This window comes from Marinomonas pontica (assembly GCF_036322735.1).
GTDB classification, from domain to species: Bacteria; Pseudomonadota; Gammaproteobacteria; order Pseudomonadales; family Marinomonadaceae; genus Marinomonas; species Marinomonas pontica.
On record NZ_AP027271.1, the window covers coordinates 1310472 to 1327210 of the forward strand.

At 45.3% G+C, this 16739-nt stretch carries 13 protein-coding genes and 1 tRNA gene; 7 read left to right on the forward strand and 7 right to left on the reverse strand.

What is annotated here, in order from left to right:
* Positions 1–109 precede the first annotated feature (109 nt).
* The 4 genes from lon to AABA11_RS06155 all read left to right on the forward strand — a co-directional run bounded on the left by lon (position 110) and on the right by AABA11_RS06155 (position 4888).
* Positions 110–2503 (forward strand): endopeptidase La, encoded by a 2394-nt coding sequence (gene lon, locus AABA11_RS06140; RefSeq protein ID WP_265729209.1) that lies wholly within the window; start codon positions 110–112, stop codon positions 2501–2503.
* Positions 2504–2628: 125 nt separating this feature from the next.
* A complete protein-coding gene (locus AABA11_RS06145) occupies positions 2629–2901 on the forward strand; it encodes an HU family DNA-binding protein (protein WP_012069435.1) in 273 nt (90 codons plus the stop codon).
* Positions 2902–2908: 7 nt separating this feature from the next.
* Positions 2909–2985 (forward strand) — tRNA-Asp (locus AABA11_RS06150).
* 76 nt (positions 2986–3061) lie between these two features.
* Positions 3062–4888, forward strand: a complete 1827-nt coding sequence (locus AABA11_RS06155) for a SurA N-terminal domain-containing protein (RefSeq protein ID WP_265729210.1) — start codon at positions 3062–3064, stop codon at positions 4886–4888.
* A 97-nt stretch (positions 4889–4985) separates the two neighbouring features.
* Here AABA11_RS06155 and AABA11_RS06160 read toward each other — a convergent pair whose 3' ends face one another.
* The 7 genes from AABA11_RS06160 to AABA11_RS06190 are packed head-to-tail and all read right to left on the reverse strand — an operon-like array spanning position 4986 to position 12906.
* On the reverse strand, positions 4986–5909 hold the full coding sequence (locus tag AABA11_RS06160) for a Dyp-type peroxidase (protein WP_338266297.1): 924 nt from the start codon (positions 5907–5909) through the stop codon (positions 4986–4988).
* A gap of 27 nt (positions 5910–5936) precedes the next feature.
* Positions 5937–7754, reverse strand: coding sequence for a BatD family protein (locus AABA11_RS06165; RefSeq protein WP_338266299.1), 1818 nt, complete (start codon positions 7752–7754; stop codon positions 5937–5939).
* The gene (locus tag AABA11_RS06170) at positions 7748–9493 is read right to left on the reverse strand and encodes a VWA domain-containing protein (protein WP_338266301.1); all 1746 of its coding nucleotides are present in this window, start codon (positions 9491–9493) and stop codon (positions 7748–7750) included. Before AABA11_RS06170 ends, AABA11_RS06165 begins: the two co-directional genes overlap by 7 nt.
* A complete protein-coding gene (locus AABA11_RS06175; RefSeq protein WP_338266303.1) occupies positions 9490–10515 on the reverse strand; it encodes a VWA domain-containing protein in 1026 nt (341 codons plus the stop codon). The genes AABA11_RS06170 and AABA11_RS06175 overlap by 4 nt, the downstream gene beginning before the upstream one ends.
* Complete coding sequence (locus tag AABA11_RS06180; protein WP_265729215.1) at positions 10508–10993, reverse strand: DUF4381 domain-containing protein; 486 nt, start codon at positions 10991–10993, stop codon at positions 10508–10510. The genes AABA11_RS06175 and AABA11_RS06180 overlap by 8 nt, the downstream gene beginning before the upstream one ends.
* Positions 10993–11904 (reverse strand): DUF58 domain-containing protein, encoded by a 912-nt coding sequence (locus AABA11_RS06185; protein ID WP_265729216.1) that lies wholly within the window; start codon positions 11902–11904, stop codon positions 10993–10995. Before AABA11_RS06185 ends, AABA11_RS06180 begins: the two co-directional genes overlap by 1 nt.
* A gap of 33 nt (positions 11905–11937) precedes the next feature.
* Positions 11938–12906, reverse strand: a complete 969-nt coding sequence (locus AABA11_RS06190; protein WP_338266306.1) for an AAA family ATPase — start codon at positions 12904–12906, stop codon at positions 11938–11940.
* A 129-nt stretch (positions 12907–13035) separates the two neighbouring features.
* Between AABA11_RS06190 and AABA11_RS06195 the strand changes: the two genes are divergently transcribed.
* From AABA11_RS06195 to rlmKL, 3 genes are all read left to right on the forward strand, one after another.
* Positions 13036–13257: a DUF2835 domain-containing protein gene (locus AABA11_RS06195; RefSeq protein ID WP_265729218.1), complete on the forward strand. Its 222-nt coding sequence runs from the start codon at positions 13036–13038 to the stop codon at positions 13255–13257.
* Between the two features lie 111 nt (positions 13258–13368).
* On the forward strand, positions 13369–14409 hold the full coding sequence (locus AABA11_RS06200; protein WP_338266309.1) for a quinone-dependent dihydroorotate dehydrogenase: 1041 nt from the start codon (positions 13369–13371) through the stop codon (positions 14407–14409).
* Between the two features lie 112 nt (positions 14410–14521).
* Entirely contained in the window at positions 14522–16693 is a 2172-nt protein-coding gene (gene rlmKL / locus AABA11_RS06205) for a bifunctional 23S rRNA (guanine(2069)-N(7))-methyltransferase RlmK/23S rRNA (guanine(2445)-N(2))-methyltransferase RlmL (RefSeq protein ID WP_338266312.1), read from the forward strand.
* Positions 16694–16739 lie beyond the last annotated feature (46 nt).

The following is a 16739-nucleotide window of genomic DNA, read 5'->3' on the forward strand; positions in this document are numbered from 1 at the left end:
TCAAATGCTTGTGACGCTTGTAATTTCTGGCTTCGCCCCTATCTCTTTCCTAATCAATGTTTAAATATAAAAGTGCGCTTTTTTCTATGCGCCCGGATTGGAAAAAAATATGACAGATTCTTTGCTACTTCCAATGTTGCCACTTCGTGATGTGGTGGTCTACCCCCATATGGTGTTGCCACTATTCGTTGGCCGCGCTAAGTCCATTTCAGCGTTAGAGTCTGCAATGGAAAATGATAAGCATGTATTTCTTGTGGCCCAGCAAGATGCATCAAAAGACGACCCAGTACTGGGTGACCTATATTCTATCGGTACTACTGCTAAGGTGATGCAGCTGTTGCGCCTACCTGATGGAACCGTGAAGGTCTTAGTGGAGGGTGGTAAGCGTGCTCGTTTGGAAGCAATGGAAGAGTCTGATGGTTTTGTGCTAGGGCGCATTACCGAACTTGATATTCAAGAAGAAGACGACGCAGAACATAATGTCATTCGAAATGCCCTTTTGAAGCAGTTAGATGAATATGTTGCCGGTAGTAAGCGTATTCCTGCCGAGGTTGTGTCATCACTAAAATCCATCGATGATCTTTCTAAACTGATAGACAATATTACGGGTCATATGAGCCTAAAGCTTGAAGATAAGCAAAAGGTATTAGAAATTGATTCTTTGACTGGTCGTGGTGAATATTTAATTGGCTTAATGGATGGAGAGCTAGATATTGCTCACCTTGAGAAAAGCATTCGCAGCCGCGTTAAAAAGCAGATGGAAAAGAGCCAGCGTGAGTACTATTTGAATGAGCAAATGAAAGCCATTCAAAAAGAGCTTGGTGACATGGAAGACAGCGGTAATGAGCTGGATGCGCTTCAGGAAAAAATTTCAGAAGTAGGCATGTCTGATGAGGCGAAAGAAAAAGCAGAAGCTGAATTGAAAAAATTACGTATGATGTCGCCGATGTCTGCGGAAGCAACCGTTGTACGTGGTTATATTGATTGGTTAACGTCTCTTCCCTGGAAAAAGCGCAGTAAAGTGCGTAATGATTTAGCCTATGCTGAAAAAATTCTTAACCAAGACCATTATGGCTTACAGGATGTTAAAGAGCGCATTCTAGAGTTTTTGGCTGTTCAGCAGCGCGTGAAGAAAGTGAAAGGGCCTGTTCTTTGCTTGGTCGGTCCTCCGGGAGTGGGTAAAACATCCTTGGGGCAGTCTATTGCCAAAGCTGTCAATCGTCAGTACGTTCGTATGGCTTTAGGTGGTGTTCGTGATGAAGCGGAGATTCGAGGTCATCGCCGTACTTATATTGGTTCTATGCCAGGTAAGTTGTTGCAGAAATTGGCGAAAGTTAAAGTGAAGAATCCGCTCTTTTTATTGGATGAAATTGACAAAATGGGCATGGATCAGCGTGGAGATCCAGCGTCAGCGTTGTTAGAAGTGCTTGATCCAGAGCAAAACCATACGTTCAACGATCATTACCTTGAAGTGGATTTTGATCTATCTGATGTGATGTTTATTTGTACGTCGAACAGTATGAATATCCCTGGGCCATTGCTTGACCGTATGGAAGTGATTCGTATTCCGGGCTACACCGAAGATGAGAAGCTTAATATTGCAAAACGCTATTTACTGCCTAAACAAGTCAAGCAGGCTGGATTAAAAGAGAAAGAGATTCAGGTGACGGATGATGCCTTAATGGACGTTATTCGTTACTACACTAAAGAAGCTGGTGTGCGTGGTTTGGAACGTGAGTTAAGTAAAATTTGTCGCCGCGTGGTGAAAAAGCAGGCTTTAACTAAGGCAAAAGATACAAAAGCTGTCGAAGTAACGAGTGAAAATTTAGAAGACTTTTCTGGTATTCATAAATTCAGTTACGGAAAAGCAGAAGAAAAAAATCAAATTGGGCAGGTCACGGGCTTGGCTTGGACGTCAGTTGGTGGTGAATTATTGACCATTGAGGCGGCGGGTGTGCCGGGTAAAGGTCGTCATGTTAAGACTGGGTCACTAGGTGATGTGATGCAAGAGTCCATTCAAGCGGCTCTAACTGTAGTGAGAAGTCGAGCGGTCGGTCTTGGGATTGACGAAGACTTTCATGAAAAAACCGACCTTCATCTGCATGTGCCTGAAGGTGCAACACCGAAAGATGGGCCGAGCGCAGGTGTGGCAATGTGTACAGCAATCGTATCTGTCCTAGCTAAGATCCCTGTTAAGGCCTCTGTGGCAATGACTGGCGAGATTACGTTGCGCGGAGAGGTGCTACCTATAGGTGGGCTAAAAGAGAAGCTTCTGGCGGCTCACAGAGGCGGAATAAAAACCGTTATTATTCCGCAAGAAAATGCTCGTGATTTGAAGGAAATTCCTGATAATATCAAGGCAGACATAGAGGTCATCCCTGTCAAATGGATTGATGAGGTTTTGGATATTGCTTTAGAGTACATTCCTTCACCAAAAAAGGTAGAAACCTTACCTTCGAGTGAAAAAACTGTTGATGAACAAGAAACTGTAAGTCATCATTAAGGTCATATCCTGTGTTGACAGGGAGTAGGTCGGGCTTGTATAACTTCTCGCTCGGCCTTGTTGGTAGGTATTTATACTGCGCCGAAAAAATTTAAGGAACCACGAAAATACTGAAGGGGTACAACGTGAACAAATCTGAATTGATTGATGCTATTGCAGCGTCTGCTGATTTATCTAAAGCTTCTGCTAGCAATGCTCTTGACGCTACTTTAAAAGCAATTGAAGCGGCTTTGGCAAAAGGTGACCAGGTTACACTAGTTGGTTTTGGTACTTTTGCAGTAAAAGAACGTGCGGCACGTACAGGCCGTAATCCTCAAACTGGTGAGGAAATCCAAATTAAAGCAGCGAAGGTTCCTGGCTTTAAGGCCGGTAAAGGTCTTAAAGACGCTGTAAACTAATGTTTTTGGAGCAGTAGTTCAGTTGGTTAGAATACCTGCCTGTCACGCAGGGGGTCGCGGGTTCGAGTCCCGTCTGTTCCGCCATTAGACACAAAAGGTGTATTCCATGCGGAATGCACCTTTTTTATTGGTCATTTAATTCATTCATTTGGAGGCAGTAATGCTCCAGGATATAAGAGATAAGTCACAAGGCATTGTGGTAAAGATCATCGTTGGTTTTATCGTTGTGACTTTTGCTCTATTTGGCGTCGATGCCTTGGTTCAAAGTTTTAATTCATCCGATACGGTAGCCGAAGTAGACGGGGTTGATATTACCCGAACTCAAATGCTCCAAGGCGCAGAAACTCAACGTAGACAATTAATTTCTATGATGGGTGGGCAGGTTAATCCAGCGCTGTTAGAAGATAATGTATTGCAACGTCGTGCATTGGATGAGCTTGTGCAGCGAGTTGTTTTGACCAACCAAGCTAAGTCATTAGGGTTGGGAGTGTCTGACGCTCAAGTCAATGCTTATTTGTTGCAAGCAGAGCAGTTCCAAACCAATGGGCAATTTGATGAAAACAAATATCTAAACTTCATCCGTTCATTGGGTTTTACTCCGTTGGCGTTTAAAGAGCGCATCAAACAAGATGTTTTAATTCAGCAATCACGTAATGCTATAGCGGGTTCTGAATTCGTTCTGCCTTATCAAGTAAATGGCGTTTCAAAGTTGCAGTCTCAAACGAGATCTTATGATTACGTTACTTTTTCATTGGCCGACGAGTCTGAAGGAACCAGTGTTTCTGATGATGAGCTAAAAGCCTATTACGATGAAAATAAAGACAGCTTTAAAACACCTGAGCAAGTTAAATTAAACTACGTTGTGATTTCCAGCTCTGACTTTTATAGTAAAGTAAGTGTGTCGGATGCTGAATTACAAGATGCTTATCAGGCTTCTATTTCGAATTTAACTCAAGAAGAAAGATCTGCGTCGCATATCCTGATCGATACCTCGGATAGATCCGATGACGAAGCGGAAAAACGCCTTGCTGAGGTTCAAGCAAAACTAAAAAGTGGTGAAAGTTTTGCTGACTTGGCTGCCGAATTTTCCGATGATATTGGTTCGAAAAATGACGGCGGTAATTTAGGTTATGTTGAAAAAGGCACAATAGATCCGGCCTTTGATGACGCGCTATTTTCTATGAAAAAAGGAGAAATTAAGTCGGTTAAGACCCAGTTTGGTTATCACCTGATTGAATTGAATGATATTACCAAACCAGACGTGCCAAGCTTTGCCTCTAAGAAAGCAGAATTGGAGCAGGCTCTCATTGAAGACAAAGCAAGAGATGCATTGTTAACGGCTCATGAAGACATTACAGATTTAGCTTACGCCAGTGATAAATTGGACGCTATCGCGAAAGAGTATAATGTTGATGTGCTTCAAAGTGCGTACTTTAGTCGAGAGGGTGGAACGGATGATATTACCAGTAACGCCTCTGTTATTGCTGCTGCCTTTGGTCCTGCTGTATTAGAAGATGGTCAAAACAGCAGTTTGATTGAACTAAATGACGACCAAGTTGTTGTCGTACACTTGAATAACCTGCAGCCAGAAGCGTTTCAGACTTATGAAGAAACAAAAGAGCAGGTAACTTCGATTGTTGTACAGAACAAAGCGGTTGAGTCGTTGAAGACTAAAGCTGAACAGGCCAAAGTTTCCAAGACAACTTCTTGGAAGTCTGTGAGCGAAGCGAAGCGTGGTCAAGATGAAGTAACATCACTGGCTTTTTCTCTTCCGCATCCCGAAGCTGGACAACCTGTTGTTGAGATTAAAGGTTTATCTAACGGTGACTTGGCGTTGATTCGTTTGAATAAGGTAGGTAGCAGTGATGCTTCTCTTCCTGATGATCAGAAGCTCGCTTATGAGCGTTATTTGAATCAAACTCAGGCGAGTTTAAGTACGCAAGCCCAGCAAGACTTGTTAAAGAATAAAGCGAAGATAGAAAGATAGCATTGTGTTATTTTTGTTAAAAAGCCACTTCAAATTGAAGTGGCTTTTTTTTGGTATTTTTGTGGGCATTTTAGTGCGGGTTAGCAGATGAAACGTGTTATTTACCTGATCGAGATTCTAGCCATTCGTTAGACGGGACAAAAAATGCCTGTCCGGTGGTGGCTCGAGTGTATTTCATTAAGTGATCTGTATTTCCTTCTTTATCGCCTTTTACCATGCTTTCTAACATCAGGTTAAAAATGGTTGGTGTTTTGCTGTAACTGGCAAACATCAGTCCTTTTTCCGTTAATGACGCAAATGGCATGCTATGGCGTAAGATTTCCATCGAGTTGCCATTTTCATCTTTTAATGAAGTGCGTTTGGTATGGGCGTGTACCGACTTTTCAGAAGAGGGGTATTCTTGGTTGGTATGTTTTGTACGTCCATAAATATCTTCTTGGGTTTTAATGTCTTCTTTTTCCCACTTAGTGAGATCATGAACAAATCTGATGATATTTAGATAAGAGCCGTTTTTAAATTCGGGGTCATCTTCGCCAACAAGAGCTACTTGTTTACGTTGCTCTCCTTCAGGGTTTTCTGTGCCGTCAACAAATCCTGTTAAGTCTCGGTTGTCTAGGTATTTAAAGCAGCTGACTTCATCTACTAAAGTGACGGCATTGCCAAATGTTGCAAACAAGGCGCTGCCTAATAGGTAGGTCGCATCATGACGAGAAGAGCGAATGTGAAGGATCAAATCTACATCCGTAGCGACCATTTCGACCTCTTTGCCAATAATGTGAGGGAATGTAGAGAGGTGTCTTGGTCGCTGGTTGTCTAAATCATCCCATATCAATCGACTAAGTCCGATGGCTGCATGCAGTTGGGCGTCTGGGAATTGCGCTTGATGCTCTTCAATCAGAGCGGGCATAGCGGCGAGTGCGTTTTTAACGGCATTAATATCGGATCTATTCACGTTTAAGGTGATGAAAAGTGCGTCACTGGACGCTTCGGCAATAATGCCAGATTGAAATGAAGTCATCATGTTCGTCCTTTTAGAAATAGCGGTATCTTAAAAATTAGGGTAAAGCGTCTTTAGCTGACTGGCTTTTGACGGTTTGGTTTGGCCGCTGGTGTATTCTTCAAGAGCGTCGGCAAGAGGCTCTCCCTGCCATTCGTGGGCAGGGTTGCTGGAATACAGCATCAGTTCGGCTTCCATTAAAAGCTGAGTTATTTGAACGGTGGTGAGTCGCTTAATGTCGTCAATGCCACGAATTTCATCATCTCCCCAGCGATGTCTTGCCCATTCCAATAAGTGAGAACGCAACGCAGATAAGTTGTCTTGCTGACAGCATTGAATCAAAGAGGCATAAGCCGTTTGCTCATCACTGGTGTTCAAAGGGGCAAAGTCCTGCAATGTCGGAACGTCTAGTTCTGGGTCTTGTTTTGACTTCTTGCGTTTAAACCAAAGAGCCGCCCATGCCACCAGCATCAGCGTTGCCACAATGAGCAATCCGGCAATCAGGTAGTGTCTGAATGATAGATTGTCCTCTGTGTCATTTATAACAATGCGGTTTGAGTCCGTTGATTCTGATGGTTCTGTGGGTTTTTTAGCCAATGAAATTGGTGCAACGGAGCGTGTTTGTGCAGGCAATGGCTCGTTTATTGTTGGTGGATTGCTGGCGGTATTGTCAGGTAGTGTCGCGCCAGTTGGTAGTGGGGCAATACTGATGGTTTTGGTCGTTGCGCTGGCGTTGCTGATCGCTCTCGCTTCCGTATCCCAATAGGCTACATTGATGTCAGGCAAGGTTAATGGGCCTTCGGCCGTTGGTACCACTTCTACGATAATCGTTTGACTGCCAGTCACGCCATTTGCGGTTTTTTGATTATCAAATTTTGGAGGTTTTGGATAAAGTTTGTATTGGCGAGTGCTGTTAAAATCGAGTGTGGGTATTTGCTCTGGTAGGGCGCCTTCCGCTTTGATATTGATCGTCCAAATAAGCGTGTCTCCTACACGTGGTGACTCGCTCGTTTTGCTTAGTGTGGTTGACACTGAGACATTTGCACTAGGCAACCAGGCGTCGCCTGTATAGCTCGCAGGAATGGGAATGACCTGTAAGTTTAATGGCTCACTTTGTACTTTAATCATTCTTCGGCCAGTCGATGTATTGATCATGGCTTGTATGCTTTGCGGTGGAATCGTAAGTACACCGCTGCGCTGTGGAAAGGCCAAGTATTCGCGGGTGATGACTTGGTATTGGGTGCCATTGATGGTTTGGTAGTTCATCTGATCGTCTACCAACCTTTCAACGACAAGGTCTGGGTGAGACGGTACAGAGCGATTTGCATTTTGGAGGGCAACTGAGGTGTAAAGTTTGACGCTTAAGATGACTTCCTGCTGTAGGTATGGTTCCACTTCAGATACGTCTGTTTTGAGCATGACTGGCGGGTTGCCATTATTGTCCAGTAGTTGGGGGGAGCTTTTGACTACCAAACGAATAGGTTGAGATTCGTGATCGCCAATTTTGATGGCGGGAATTTCAACGGTACCAACAGACTTTGGCATTAATGACACGACCCAAAAATTCAGCGCAGTACTGGTGCCAAGGTTAAAACTGAATTGGCTGTTTTGACTTTTGCCTAGAATATCAAAATCGCGCTCTAGTGGGGTTAAGTCAGGACCATTCCCAGTATCGGAAAAATCGGCGCGCAATGTTAGCTGAACCACTTCGTTTTCGGTCGAGACACTTTTGTTAAGCGAGGCTGTGACGCTGGCGGCATAAAGATGACTGGATAAAGTGATAAAAAGCAGTGCTGTCATTAGGCAAGAAAGCAAGCGACTCAGCTTGTCTTGCGGTAGTAATGAAATGAAGTAGTGCTTTTTTACCATGGGTTTTGCCCATCCTCTTGTGAAAATCGATTTTCGTTGCGTTTTTCTTGATGTAAATACCAAAGCTTACGCTGTAATAACAAGCCGGGATCATCCTGAATTTGTCGTAGCCATTGGTTCAGTGCTTGTGTTTTTTCTTTGTCTAATGGCGGTTGTATTGGCTCGTTTTTGCTTTTTTCATCTGAGTGCTTGTCTTGCTTATTATCCTTAGGTGTTTCGTTTTTGTCTTGTTTTTCGTTCTTTTTATTGTCATTTTTTGAATCATTGGGGTCTTTTTCGTCATTTTGATCTTTTGAGTCTGACGGAGTTGACTGTTTATCTTGGTTCTTATCTTGCTGCTGTTGTTGGTTTTTTTTCTGTTCTTTTTGTTGTTGGTCTTTTTTTTGCTGTTCCTGTTGTTGCTTCTTTAAGTAATCAAGATTGTCTTTGGCCGCTTTTAATGAGGGGTCTTGTTCGAGTGCTGTCTCATAAGCTTCTATGGCTTTTTCTGTATCACCAGCTAGGGCTAATGCATTGCCAAGGTTGTAATTATCCGCGGCATTTCTGTTCATGTTCTGTAGTCGGTTAGCCGTTTCTGGGTACTTCTCTAGTGCATACGACGACGCCGCTTTCCATTCAGGCCGCTCGAAGTATTGATCCGCAGTTTGCCAGTCGCCTTGATCTACCGCTTTTTGGCCTTTTTGGTCTTGGGTAAGGAACCAATCTAGAGGTGATGCGTATGTCTTTTCGGAAGGGAAGGATAGCAGGCTCATCAGCAAGAGGAACAGCATGCCTTTACGGAACTGGAACGCCAGCCACAGCAAGAAAGGCAAAGCAAACCACTGACCTTGCTCAATCCAATGAATGCTTTTATTTTGCGCCTTTTGTGTTTGCGCATTGTCCAATGGGGTGTTGGTGATTTGCGCGATCTCTAATGGCGTTAAGCGTCCCTGATGAAACTGGCCGCCGAGTGACGCAGTCAATTTTTGTAATTCTTTTAGAGGCGTAATCGGCATGACATTTCGGCCGTTCTTTCGCAAAATCTGACCGTCTGGCAGTGTAATAGTCGAAGGATTGTCTGTACCGATCGCGACCAAATCCAAGCGAATGTTTCTGTCTTTCAGCAGGGAGGGCAGTTGGGTGGCGTCTTGTCGGCTGACGTCGTCTGTAAAAATAACCAGATGCATTGGCTCGGAAGGGTCTTTGCTCAGTGAAAGAGCGGTTTCAACACCGCTGCTGAGATTGCTGCCATACATCGGCATAATAATAGGGTCCAACGCGAGTAGGAAGTGGGTGATGGTTTCCCTATCTTGGCTAAATGGGCTGATAATAAAACCCTCACCAGCAAAGGCAACCAACGCAACATCGCCTTCTTTACTTTGTTCCAAAATGTCTCGAATAGTCTGCTTTAGTTGCGTTTGTCTGTTGGGTTTGATGTCGGTGGCGTACATCGACAAAGACTGGTCCACGATGAAAACGGTCTTCTGAGTGTTTTCAAACATAGTGGTAGGGGCTTTTGTCCAGCTAATACCAGCTAGGCCAATCCACAACACACACGCTGCAGCAATGCCCACTCTTTTATTCAGGTTACTTGTTGTATTTTTATAGACCAAATGAGGCATTAATGCTGGATCAACCACGTTCTTTAAAGGGCTTTGGCGAGACCGATTACGGCTGAAAAAAAAGGCCAATACTAAGGTGATGGGCAACATGATCAGCCAATAAGGACGTTCAAAATGCATCAAGTCGAACAACATCATGCTTGGTCTCCTTTGCGCGTGACGTCTTTTTTGAATCTATTATTCCATGCAATGTGTTTACTACTAAGCAAGGCAAGTGCGAAAAAAATCATGGAGCCAAGGCCAAGCCAATGGAATAAGCTGTTCAACGGGCGTTGCCAAATGTCTTCCGTAGGGGTGGGTTCTAGAGCATCAAGAGTTTGATAGATGCTTTGTAGATCTTCGGTGCTTTTGGCGCGAAAGTACTCACCCCCCGTTTGTGCGGCAATGTTTTTTAGTAAGGTCTCGTCTAGGTCGCTTGATGGATTGATTGCTTTAGGGCCAAAAAAACTTTGCACCACCATGCTGTCCGCACCGATGCCAATGGTGTGAATTTTTACATTCTGTGAGGCGGCGAATGAAGCTGCTTGTTGTGGTTGAACTCGGCCAGCAGTGTTAGCACCGTCTGTCATTAGGATAAGCACCTTTTTGTCGGATGGTTTGTCTTCTAGCCTTTTTATACCTAATCCAATCGCGTCGCCAATGGCGGTTTGTTCGCCAGCAAAGCCAATTTGGGTTTCTTGGACCAGCTGATTAATGGTCTTTGTGTCAAAGCTGAGCGGAGCTTGAAGATAGGCTTTGGAGCCAAAAACAATGATGCCAATGCGATCACCTCGGCGAGCTTGAATAAAATCGGATAGAACAGACTTTGCCGCTTCCAAACGGTTGGCGGGTTGATCATTGAGCGCCATGTCACTGACTTGCATGCTGCCAGATAAATCGAGAGCGATCAGTAAATCGCGTCCCGATGGTGTTACTTTGGTCGGCTCACCCAGCCAAACAGGTTGAGAAATGGCCAAAACCAGTAATACCCAAGACAGTAAAAGACAGACATAGTGAAGTGTTGGTCTTTTTACTGTTGTTGTCGTGTCATGTTTACTCAGTAGTTCGGTACTGCTTCCCCACCAGATGCCATCGCCTCTGGGCTTGGTCTGTGGCAAAAAATACATAATAAAAGGCAAGGGTAAAAGTAAAAGAAACCAAGGCCAAGATAGCTCAAGCATGATGCGTCCTTATCCAGTAGCAAGTGGTTTTGATCATGGTGAGTCGTTGCTCTTGGGTGAGATCTATGTGGCTTCGATAAGGGCCATCAACAAAATCGCTTCCAAGTGATGAAAACTGGCGCTTTTTAGGCATGGATTGGTCTAATTGTTCCAACAGGGTTTTGCTGGGAAGTGCGGCGGTTTCGCGTCGTCCTTCACTGATCAAACAGCGTCGCAGCACTTCATGGCACAGCAGAATGCAGTCTTTGTCACTGAGTGAGCTGGATGTGTGAGTAATGACAGACAACGCTTCACGTCGATAGCCGCGTTTTTGATGACGGCGGAACCATAAAACAAGCAGAGCAATGATGATGAGAAAAAGGGCCGCGACCAGTAGCCATGTCCACCACACTGGAGGCCACATAGGAACTGCCTGCGGCAACATATACGCTTTGTGCGGCAAGTCCATCGCTTGTTGCGCTGTGTTTGCAGTCGGCATCAGTGTAGCGCTCCTTGAGACAGTAAGTAGCGAGCGATTTTATCGGGTGACTCAGTGAGATCAAACGCTTGATAGCGAATGCCCAGTGAAGACAGTTTTTTGCGCATCTGGGTGTTTTGCGAAAAAAAAGAGTCTTTAGCGCGTTGCATACTCTGTTTGCTAATGGTGACTTGCTTTACGCCCGTTTCATCGGCCATTTGATATTGGCCAGGGGGTAAATTAAAGGCATTGCTGTCGATGATTTGAATCCAGTGAACGCTATTGTGTTGTGCGAGTTGCATTAAGGCACTTTCTTCACTGTCGTCCCAGTATTGTTTGTCGGTCAATATGATCACGTCTTTATTGTGTGTTTTATGTGTTAGTAGGGTGTTTGACCAAACGCTGTTGTTATTATTTGGGTGATTACGATTGTGGATGTAAGACGCATTTTTTAACTGTGTCAGCAGGGTTGGCAAGGTGTTCGATCGGTTACTTGCGTGGTCTTCTTTGCCAAAGGTTAATCGATACGACAAAGTATCGCCTTGTTGTTTGGCGCGCCACGCAATAAGACCTGCGAGCTGAATAAGCCGTGTCGATATAAACGTATGACGAGTGCCAAAATACGCGCTATTTGATAAGTCCATTAGCAATAGTCGCTGATGATCGTTTTCTTGCGCGTACAGCCGCGTGTGTGCCTGCCCAGTTCGAGCGGTGACTCGCCAATCTATGTGTCTTAAATCATCACTGGCTTGATAAGCGCGCAGTTCCAGCATTTCCATGCCATGTCCCTTTTGGCGCGAACGACGCTCACCGGTTTGAGAGGCGAAGCGAATCGCTTTGGGCGCTCGTCCTAGGTGCTTAGCGTAATGACCTAACAGAGCGAAATGGGCATCATCTAGCTCAGGCGAAACGGGAGATAATAATGGACTCATGGTACTCGAAGCCTTGTAATGCAATGCTTTGAATTAAAGGGCGGGAACGTGGCTGATCAACCGCTTGAGCAAATCGTCAACTGACAGCCCAGCCGCTTGCGCTTCAAAAGTGGTAATAATGCGATGGCGTAATACCGGCAGCGCAATGTGGCGGACATCGTCTGGTGTGACAAAATCTCGACCATTTAATAGGGCATTTGCCCGAGCGCAGCGGTCTAACGCGAGTGTGCCACGAGGACTGGCGCCAAACTCAATCAAGTGACTTCCTTTACCTGCGTCTCCAAGATAAAGCTCAGGCTGTCGTGTTGCCATGACCAATTGCACGATATATTGCTCGACGCTTTCGGACATATACAAGGCCAAGGCGTTTTGTTGCAGCTTAAGAATGTCAGAGGGTGTGCAAATGGGTTGTGGTTTGCTAGATGCGGTTTTATGTAAGTCTTGCTGGCGCACTAATCTTAATACGTCCAATTCACTTGCGGCGCTTGGGTAACCAAGATTGATCTTCATCATGAAGCGATCAAGCTGCGCTTCCGGTAGAGGGTAAGTGCCTTCTTGTTCGATAGGGTTCTGTGTTGCAATGACAAAAAAAAGATCAGACAGCGCATAGCTGTGGTTGCCGACTGTGACTTGTCTTTCGCCCATGGCTTCAAGCAATGCCGACTGCACTTTGGCTGGTGCGCGGTTGATTTCATCGGCCAACACAATGTCGTTCATGATGGGGCCGGGGATAAAGCTAAACTGCCCCGTTTCTTGTTGGTAAATGTCAGAACCGGTGACGTCACCAGGGAGTAAATCCGGCGTAAACTGAATGCGTTGAAAGCGACTGTCGATGGCGCTGGCGAGCGCTTTGGCGGCGGTGGTTTTTGCGATACCTGGAGGGCCTTCTAGAAGAACATGGCCATTGGCGATTAAAGCGACGAGTAATTCATGAGTGAGTTCGGGTTGGCCGACAACGGCGCGATTTAGGTGGTCTTTTAATTGCTCAATTACAGTTACCATCGAACCTAGGTTCCTTATACTTCTGTCAAAAAAAGTGTCAACGCAATATAATAGTCTTCATCTTATCGGATTCAAATCTTTACGCACAGAGCGTTCTCTGTAAGGGTAATGTAAGTACAGGACACGAAAATGGCAAAAATTGTATTAAATGTGGCTTTGCCCGCGTTTAAATATGAGGCTATGTATGCGGGAGCCGCTAAAAACCTAGTGGCGAGCAGCCTAGATGGACGTAAAGTTCAGTTGCCCTTAACGGCTTTTCAGCGATTTGTTACCCATCAAGGCATCCACGGGTTGTTTGAAGTCGAGTTTGATGACAAGAATAAATTGATCGCTGTGACTAAACTGACATAGCGTTCGTTTGGAAGACACGCATTAAATAGCACAAATCAGATTGAAAATTAGATAAATAGCACAGCTCAGCGAAAGCATTCACCAGACTTTAATAGCCTAGGAGCCCTAACAATGTACCAACTTGCTCGCTCGTTACTTTTTAAACTAGACCCAGAAGTATCCCACGAATTGTCTTTGGATCTTCTCGCAGCAAGCAGCCGATTGGGCTTAAATAAATTTCTAGGCGGATTGCCGTCCACGAAGCCAGTGGATGTGATGGGCATACGTTTTCCCAACGCAGTAGGTTTGGCGGCGGGGTTGGATAAAAATGCCGATGCGTTTGAAGCATTAGGCGCATTGGGTTTTGGTTTTGTGGAAGTGGGCACGGTAACGCCTAAAGGCCAAGCTGGTAACCCTAAGCCACGTTTGTTTCGTTTGCCAGAACATAACGCCATCATCAATCGCATGGGTTTTAACAACAAAGGCGTTGATCATCTTGTATCGCGCATAAAATCCCATCGTTACCCTGGTGTTTTGGGCGTGAACATCGGCAAAAACCTGACAACATCCGTAGAAGACGCCGCCGCCGATTATTTGGCGTGTCTAACACAAGTCATTCCTTATGCCGATTACATTACTGCCAACATCAGCTCACCGAACACGCCGGGGCTGCGCAGTTTGCAATTTGGAGACAGCCTAGCGCAACTGATAGCGCCGTTGACAGAGGCTCGTGATCGATACGAAGCAGAACATGGCAAGCGCGTACCGTTAGCGGTGAAAATTGCGCCTGATATGACCGATGACGAAATTAAAATGGTGGCCGACACATTGGTTGCCCAAGGGGTTGATGGCATTATTGCCACAAACACCACCTTGTCACGCGATGCGGTGGCGGGACACAAGTTTGAAAAAGAAGCGGGTGGCCTAAGTGGTGCGCCTGTTCGCGATGCGTCAACGCACGTTGTTCGTGTATTGGCGGAGCATCTAAAAGATACGTTGCCGATTATTGGTGTGGGCGGCATTTCCAGCGGTTCCGACGCCGTCGAAAAACTGCAAGCCGGAGCCCGTTTGGTGCAAATTTATTCTGGCTTTATTTACCAAGGTCCAGAATTGGTTAAAGAAGCCATTGCTAGCACAGACGCGTATTACCGAGAACGAGAATTGGGCATTTAATTCCTAACCACAACCCTAATGTGGCTAGCGCATTTTGTAAAAAGCAGGCCGAGACAAATCTCACCTGCTTTTTACCTTGAATATTCATTGAAATCTAAAAAAGTACTTAAAAATGAGCACGATATTACAGACAACTGATTCAGCAAGTCAGGTTTACGCACTAGAGATAACCTGTCCTCTTGGATTGGAAAATGTCTTGGAAAAAGAGTTGCACGCCGAAGGCTTGACGCAAACTCGATTGGGCGAAGCGCAAGTAAAGCTAACAACAGACTTAGAAGGCATGTACAAAGCCTGCCTTTGGTCGCGTGTTGCGACTCGCGTGATGTTGCCCATCGCCAATTTCAAAATGGAATCGGCTGACGATTTATACGATGGTGTAAAAGCGATTCAATGGTCTGACCACATGAAGGTCACAAACACCATGGCGATTGACTGCCACGGCACCAACCACCATATTCGTAATACGCAATTTGGTGCGGTTCGTGCGAAAGACGCGATTGCCGATTATTTTGTCGCCCTAACGGGTGAGCGCCCTAACGTCGAAAAAGAGCAGCCAGAAGTGCGTATCGCGTTACGCATTAAGCGTGATGTGGTTACCGTGAGTATCGATTTATCTGGTGAAAGTATGCACCGCCGTGGTTATCGCCAACATGGTGGTATGGCTCCTCTTAAAGAAAACTTAGCCGCTGGACTTTTGTTGCGGGCAGGCTGGGGAACGGATTGTGGCTTGACGCAATTAATTGATCCTATGTGTGGTTCTGGTACTTTCCTCGTCGAAGCAGCGATGATGTCTTTGGATATCGCGCCGGGCTTACGTCGTCCATATTGGGGATTCAAAGGCTGGAAACAGCACGATCATCGTATGTGGCAACAGCTGATGGATTTCGCTAAGAATCGTAAAAAAGACCCTACGACCTTGGGTATTCGATTCCAAGGTGCGGACCGAGAACAAAAAGCCATCGCGGCCGCGCGTGAAAACATCAAGCGCGCAGGACTATCCGGTGTGATTGATGTGACTATGACGTCTTTCCAAGAGCATGAGTTTGACATTACGCCAGAGATGCCCGGTTTGGTGATTACTAACCCGCCATACGGTGAGCGTATTGGTGACGAAATGGCTTTGATTGCCTTGTATCGTCAATTAGGTGAATGGGTGGTGAATAATGTGCGTGGTTGGCAGTTTATGATGCTGACCAGTAATGACCATTTGGCGCGTCAAATCCCTGTTCGTCCAGAGAAAAGTACACGAGTGATTAACGGTGGCATTGAATGTCGCGCTTACCGATTCCCCTTGTTGGACGGCAGTATTAAAGAAGACGTGGTCGCGCAAGCGGCGATGACACCGGGTGCGCAAATGTTCGCCAACCGTCTACAAAAGAATGCCAAAAAACTAAAAAAATGGGTCGAGAAGAATAAAATCCAATGTTACCGCGTGTACGACGCAGATATGCCAGAATACGCGGTTGCCATCGATATTTATCAGGATTGGGCGCACGTTCAAGAATACCAAGCGCCTAAAAGCGTCGATCCAGAAAAAGCCAAACAGCGTTTGTTTGAAGTCATGTCTGCGATTCCAACGGCATTGAATATTTCAGAATCTAATGTGATCTTGAAACAACGTCAAAGACAGACGGGCAAAGAGCAATACGAAAAATTTGATCAGACGAAACACGAAATGATCGTTGAAGAATACGGCTGCGACTTCATCGTGAATCTAAAAGATTATTTGGACACTGGCTTGTTCCTTGACCACCGTCCTGTACGTAAATTGATTCAAGACAAAGCCAATGGCGCACGATTCCTAAACTTGTTCTGCTACACGGCAACCGCGTCAGTCCATGCCGGCCAAGGCGGTGCTCGCAGCTCTTTAAGTGTCGATATGTCGAACACGTACACAGAGTGGGCGCGTCGTAACATCGAGTTGAACGAGTTCTCGGATTTGCATCATCAGGTAGAGCGTGCTGATTGTATTGAATGGCTAAAACAAAGCCGCGATAAATTTGACTTAATCTTTATGGACCCTCCGACGTTCTCGAATTCGAAAAAAATGGCGGATGTGTTGGACATTCAGCGTGATCACGGTGAATTGGTTCGTTTGGCAATGGCAAGATTGGCGAGAGGCGGGGAGCTGATTTTCTCCAATAACTATCGTCGTTTTGTATTGGATGAAGCGTTAGAGCAAGAATACGATGTGAAAAACATCACTCGTGAAACACTCGATCCAGATTTTGATCGTAACGACAAAATTCATCAGTGTTACATTATTAAGAATAAGTCAGCATAAGTGAGTGAAATCAGTATAATTTGCTGACGTTTTATTCAGGCTAAGC

Bases quoted from the DNA above. Each gene is read 5' to 3' on its own strand.
- AABA11_RS06155 (WP_265729210.1), top strand. From the start codon at position 3,062: ATGCTCCAGGATATAAGAGATAAGTCACAAGGCATTGTGGTAAAGATC.
- AABA11_RS06165 (WP_338266299.1), bottom strand. From the start codon at position 7,754: ATGGTAAAAAAGCACTACTTCATTTCATTACTACCGCAAGACAAGCTG.
- AABA11_RS06175 (WP_338266303.1), bottom strand. From the start codon at position 10,515: ATGCTTGAGCTATCTTGGCCTTGGTTTCTTTTACTTTTACCCTTGCCT.
- AABA11_RS06160 (WP_338266297.1), bottom strand. From the start codon at position 5,909: ATGATGACTTCATTTCAATCTGGCATTATTGCCGAAGCGTCCAGTGAC.
- AABA11_RS06190 (WP_338266306.1), bottom strand. From the start codon at position 12,906: ATGGTAACTGTAATTGAGCAATTAAAAGACCACCTAAATCGCGCCGTT.
- AABA11_RS06185 (WP_265729216.1), bottom strand. From the start codon at position 11,904: ATGAGTCCATTATTATCTCCCGTTTCGCCTGAGCTAGATGATGCCCAT.
- AABA11_RS06195 (WP_265729218.1), top strand. From the start codon at position 13,036: ATGGCAAAAATTGTATTAAATGTGGCTTTGCCCGCGTTTAAATATGAG.
- rlmKL (WP_338266312.1), top strand. From the start codon at position 14,522: ATGAGCACGATATTACAGACAACTGATTCAGCAAGTCAGGTTTACGCA.
- AABA11_RS06180 (WP_265729215.1), bottom strand. From the start codon at position 10,993: ATGCCGACTGCAAACACAGCGCAACAAGCGATGGACTTGCCGCACAAA.
- AABA11_RS06200 (WP_338266309.1), top strand. From the start codon at position 13,369: ATGTACCAACTTGCTCGCTCGTTACTTTTTAAACTAGACCCAGAAGTA.
- lon (WP_265729209.1), top strand. From the start codon at position 110: ATGACAGATTCTTTGCTACTTCCAATGTTGCCACTTCGTGATGTGGTG.
- AABA11_RS06170 (WP_338266301.1), bottom strand. From the start codon at position 9,493: ATGATGTTGTTCGACTTGATGCATTTTGAACGTCCTTATTGGCTGATC.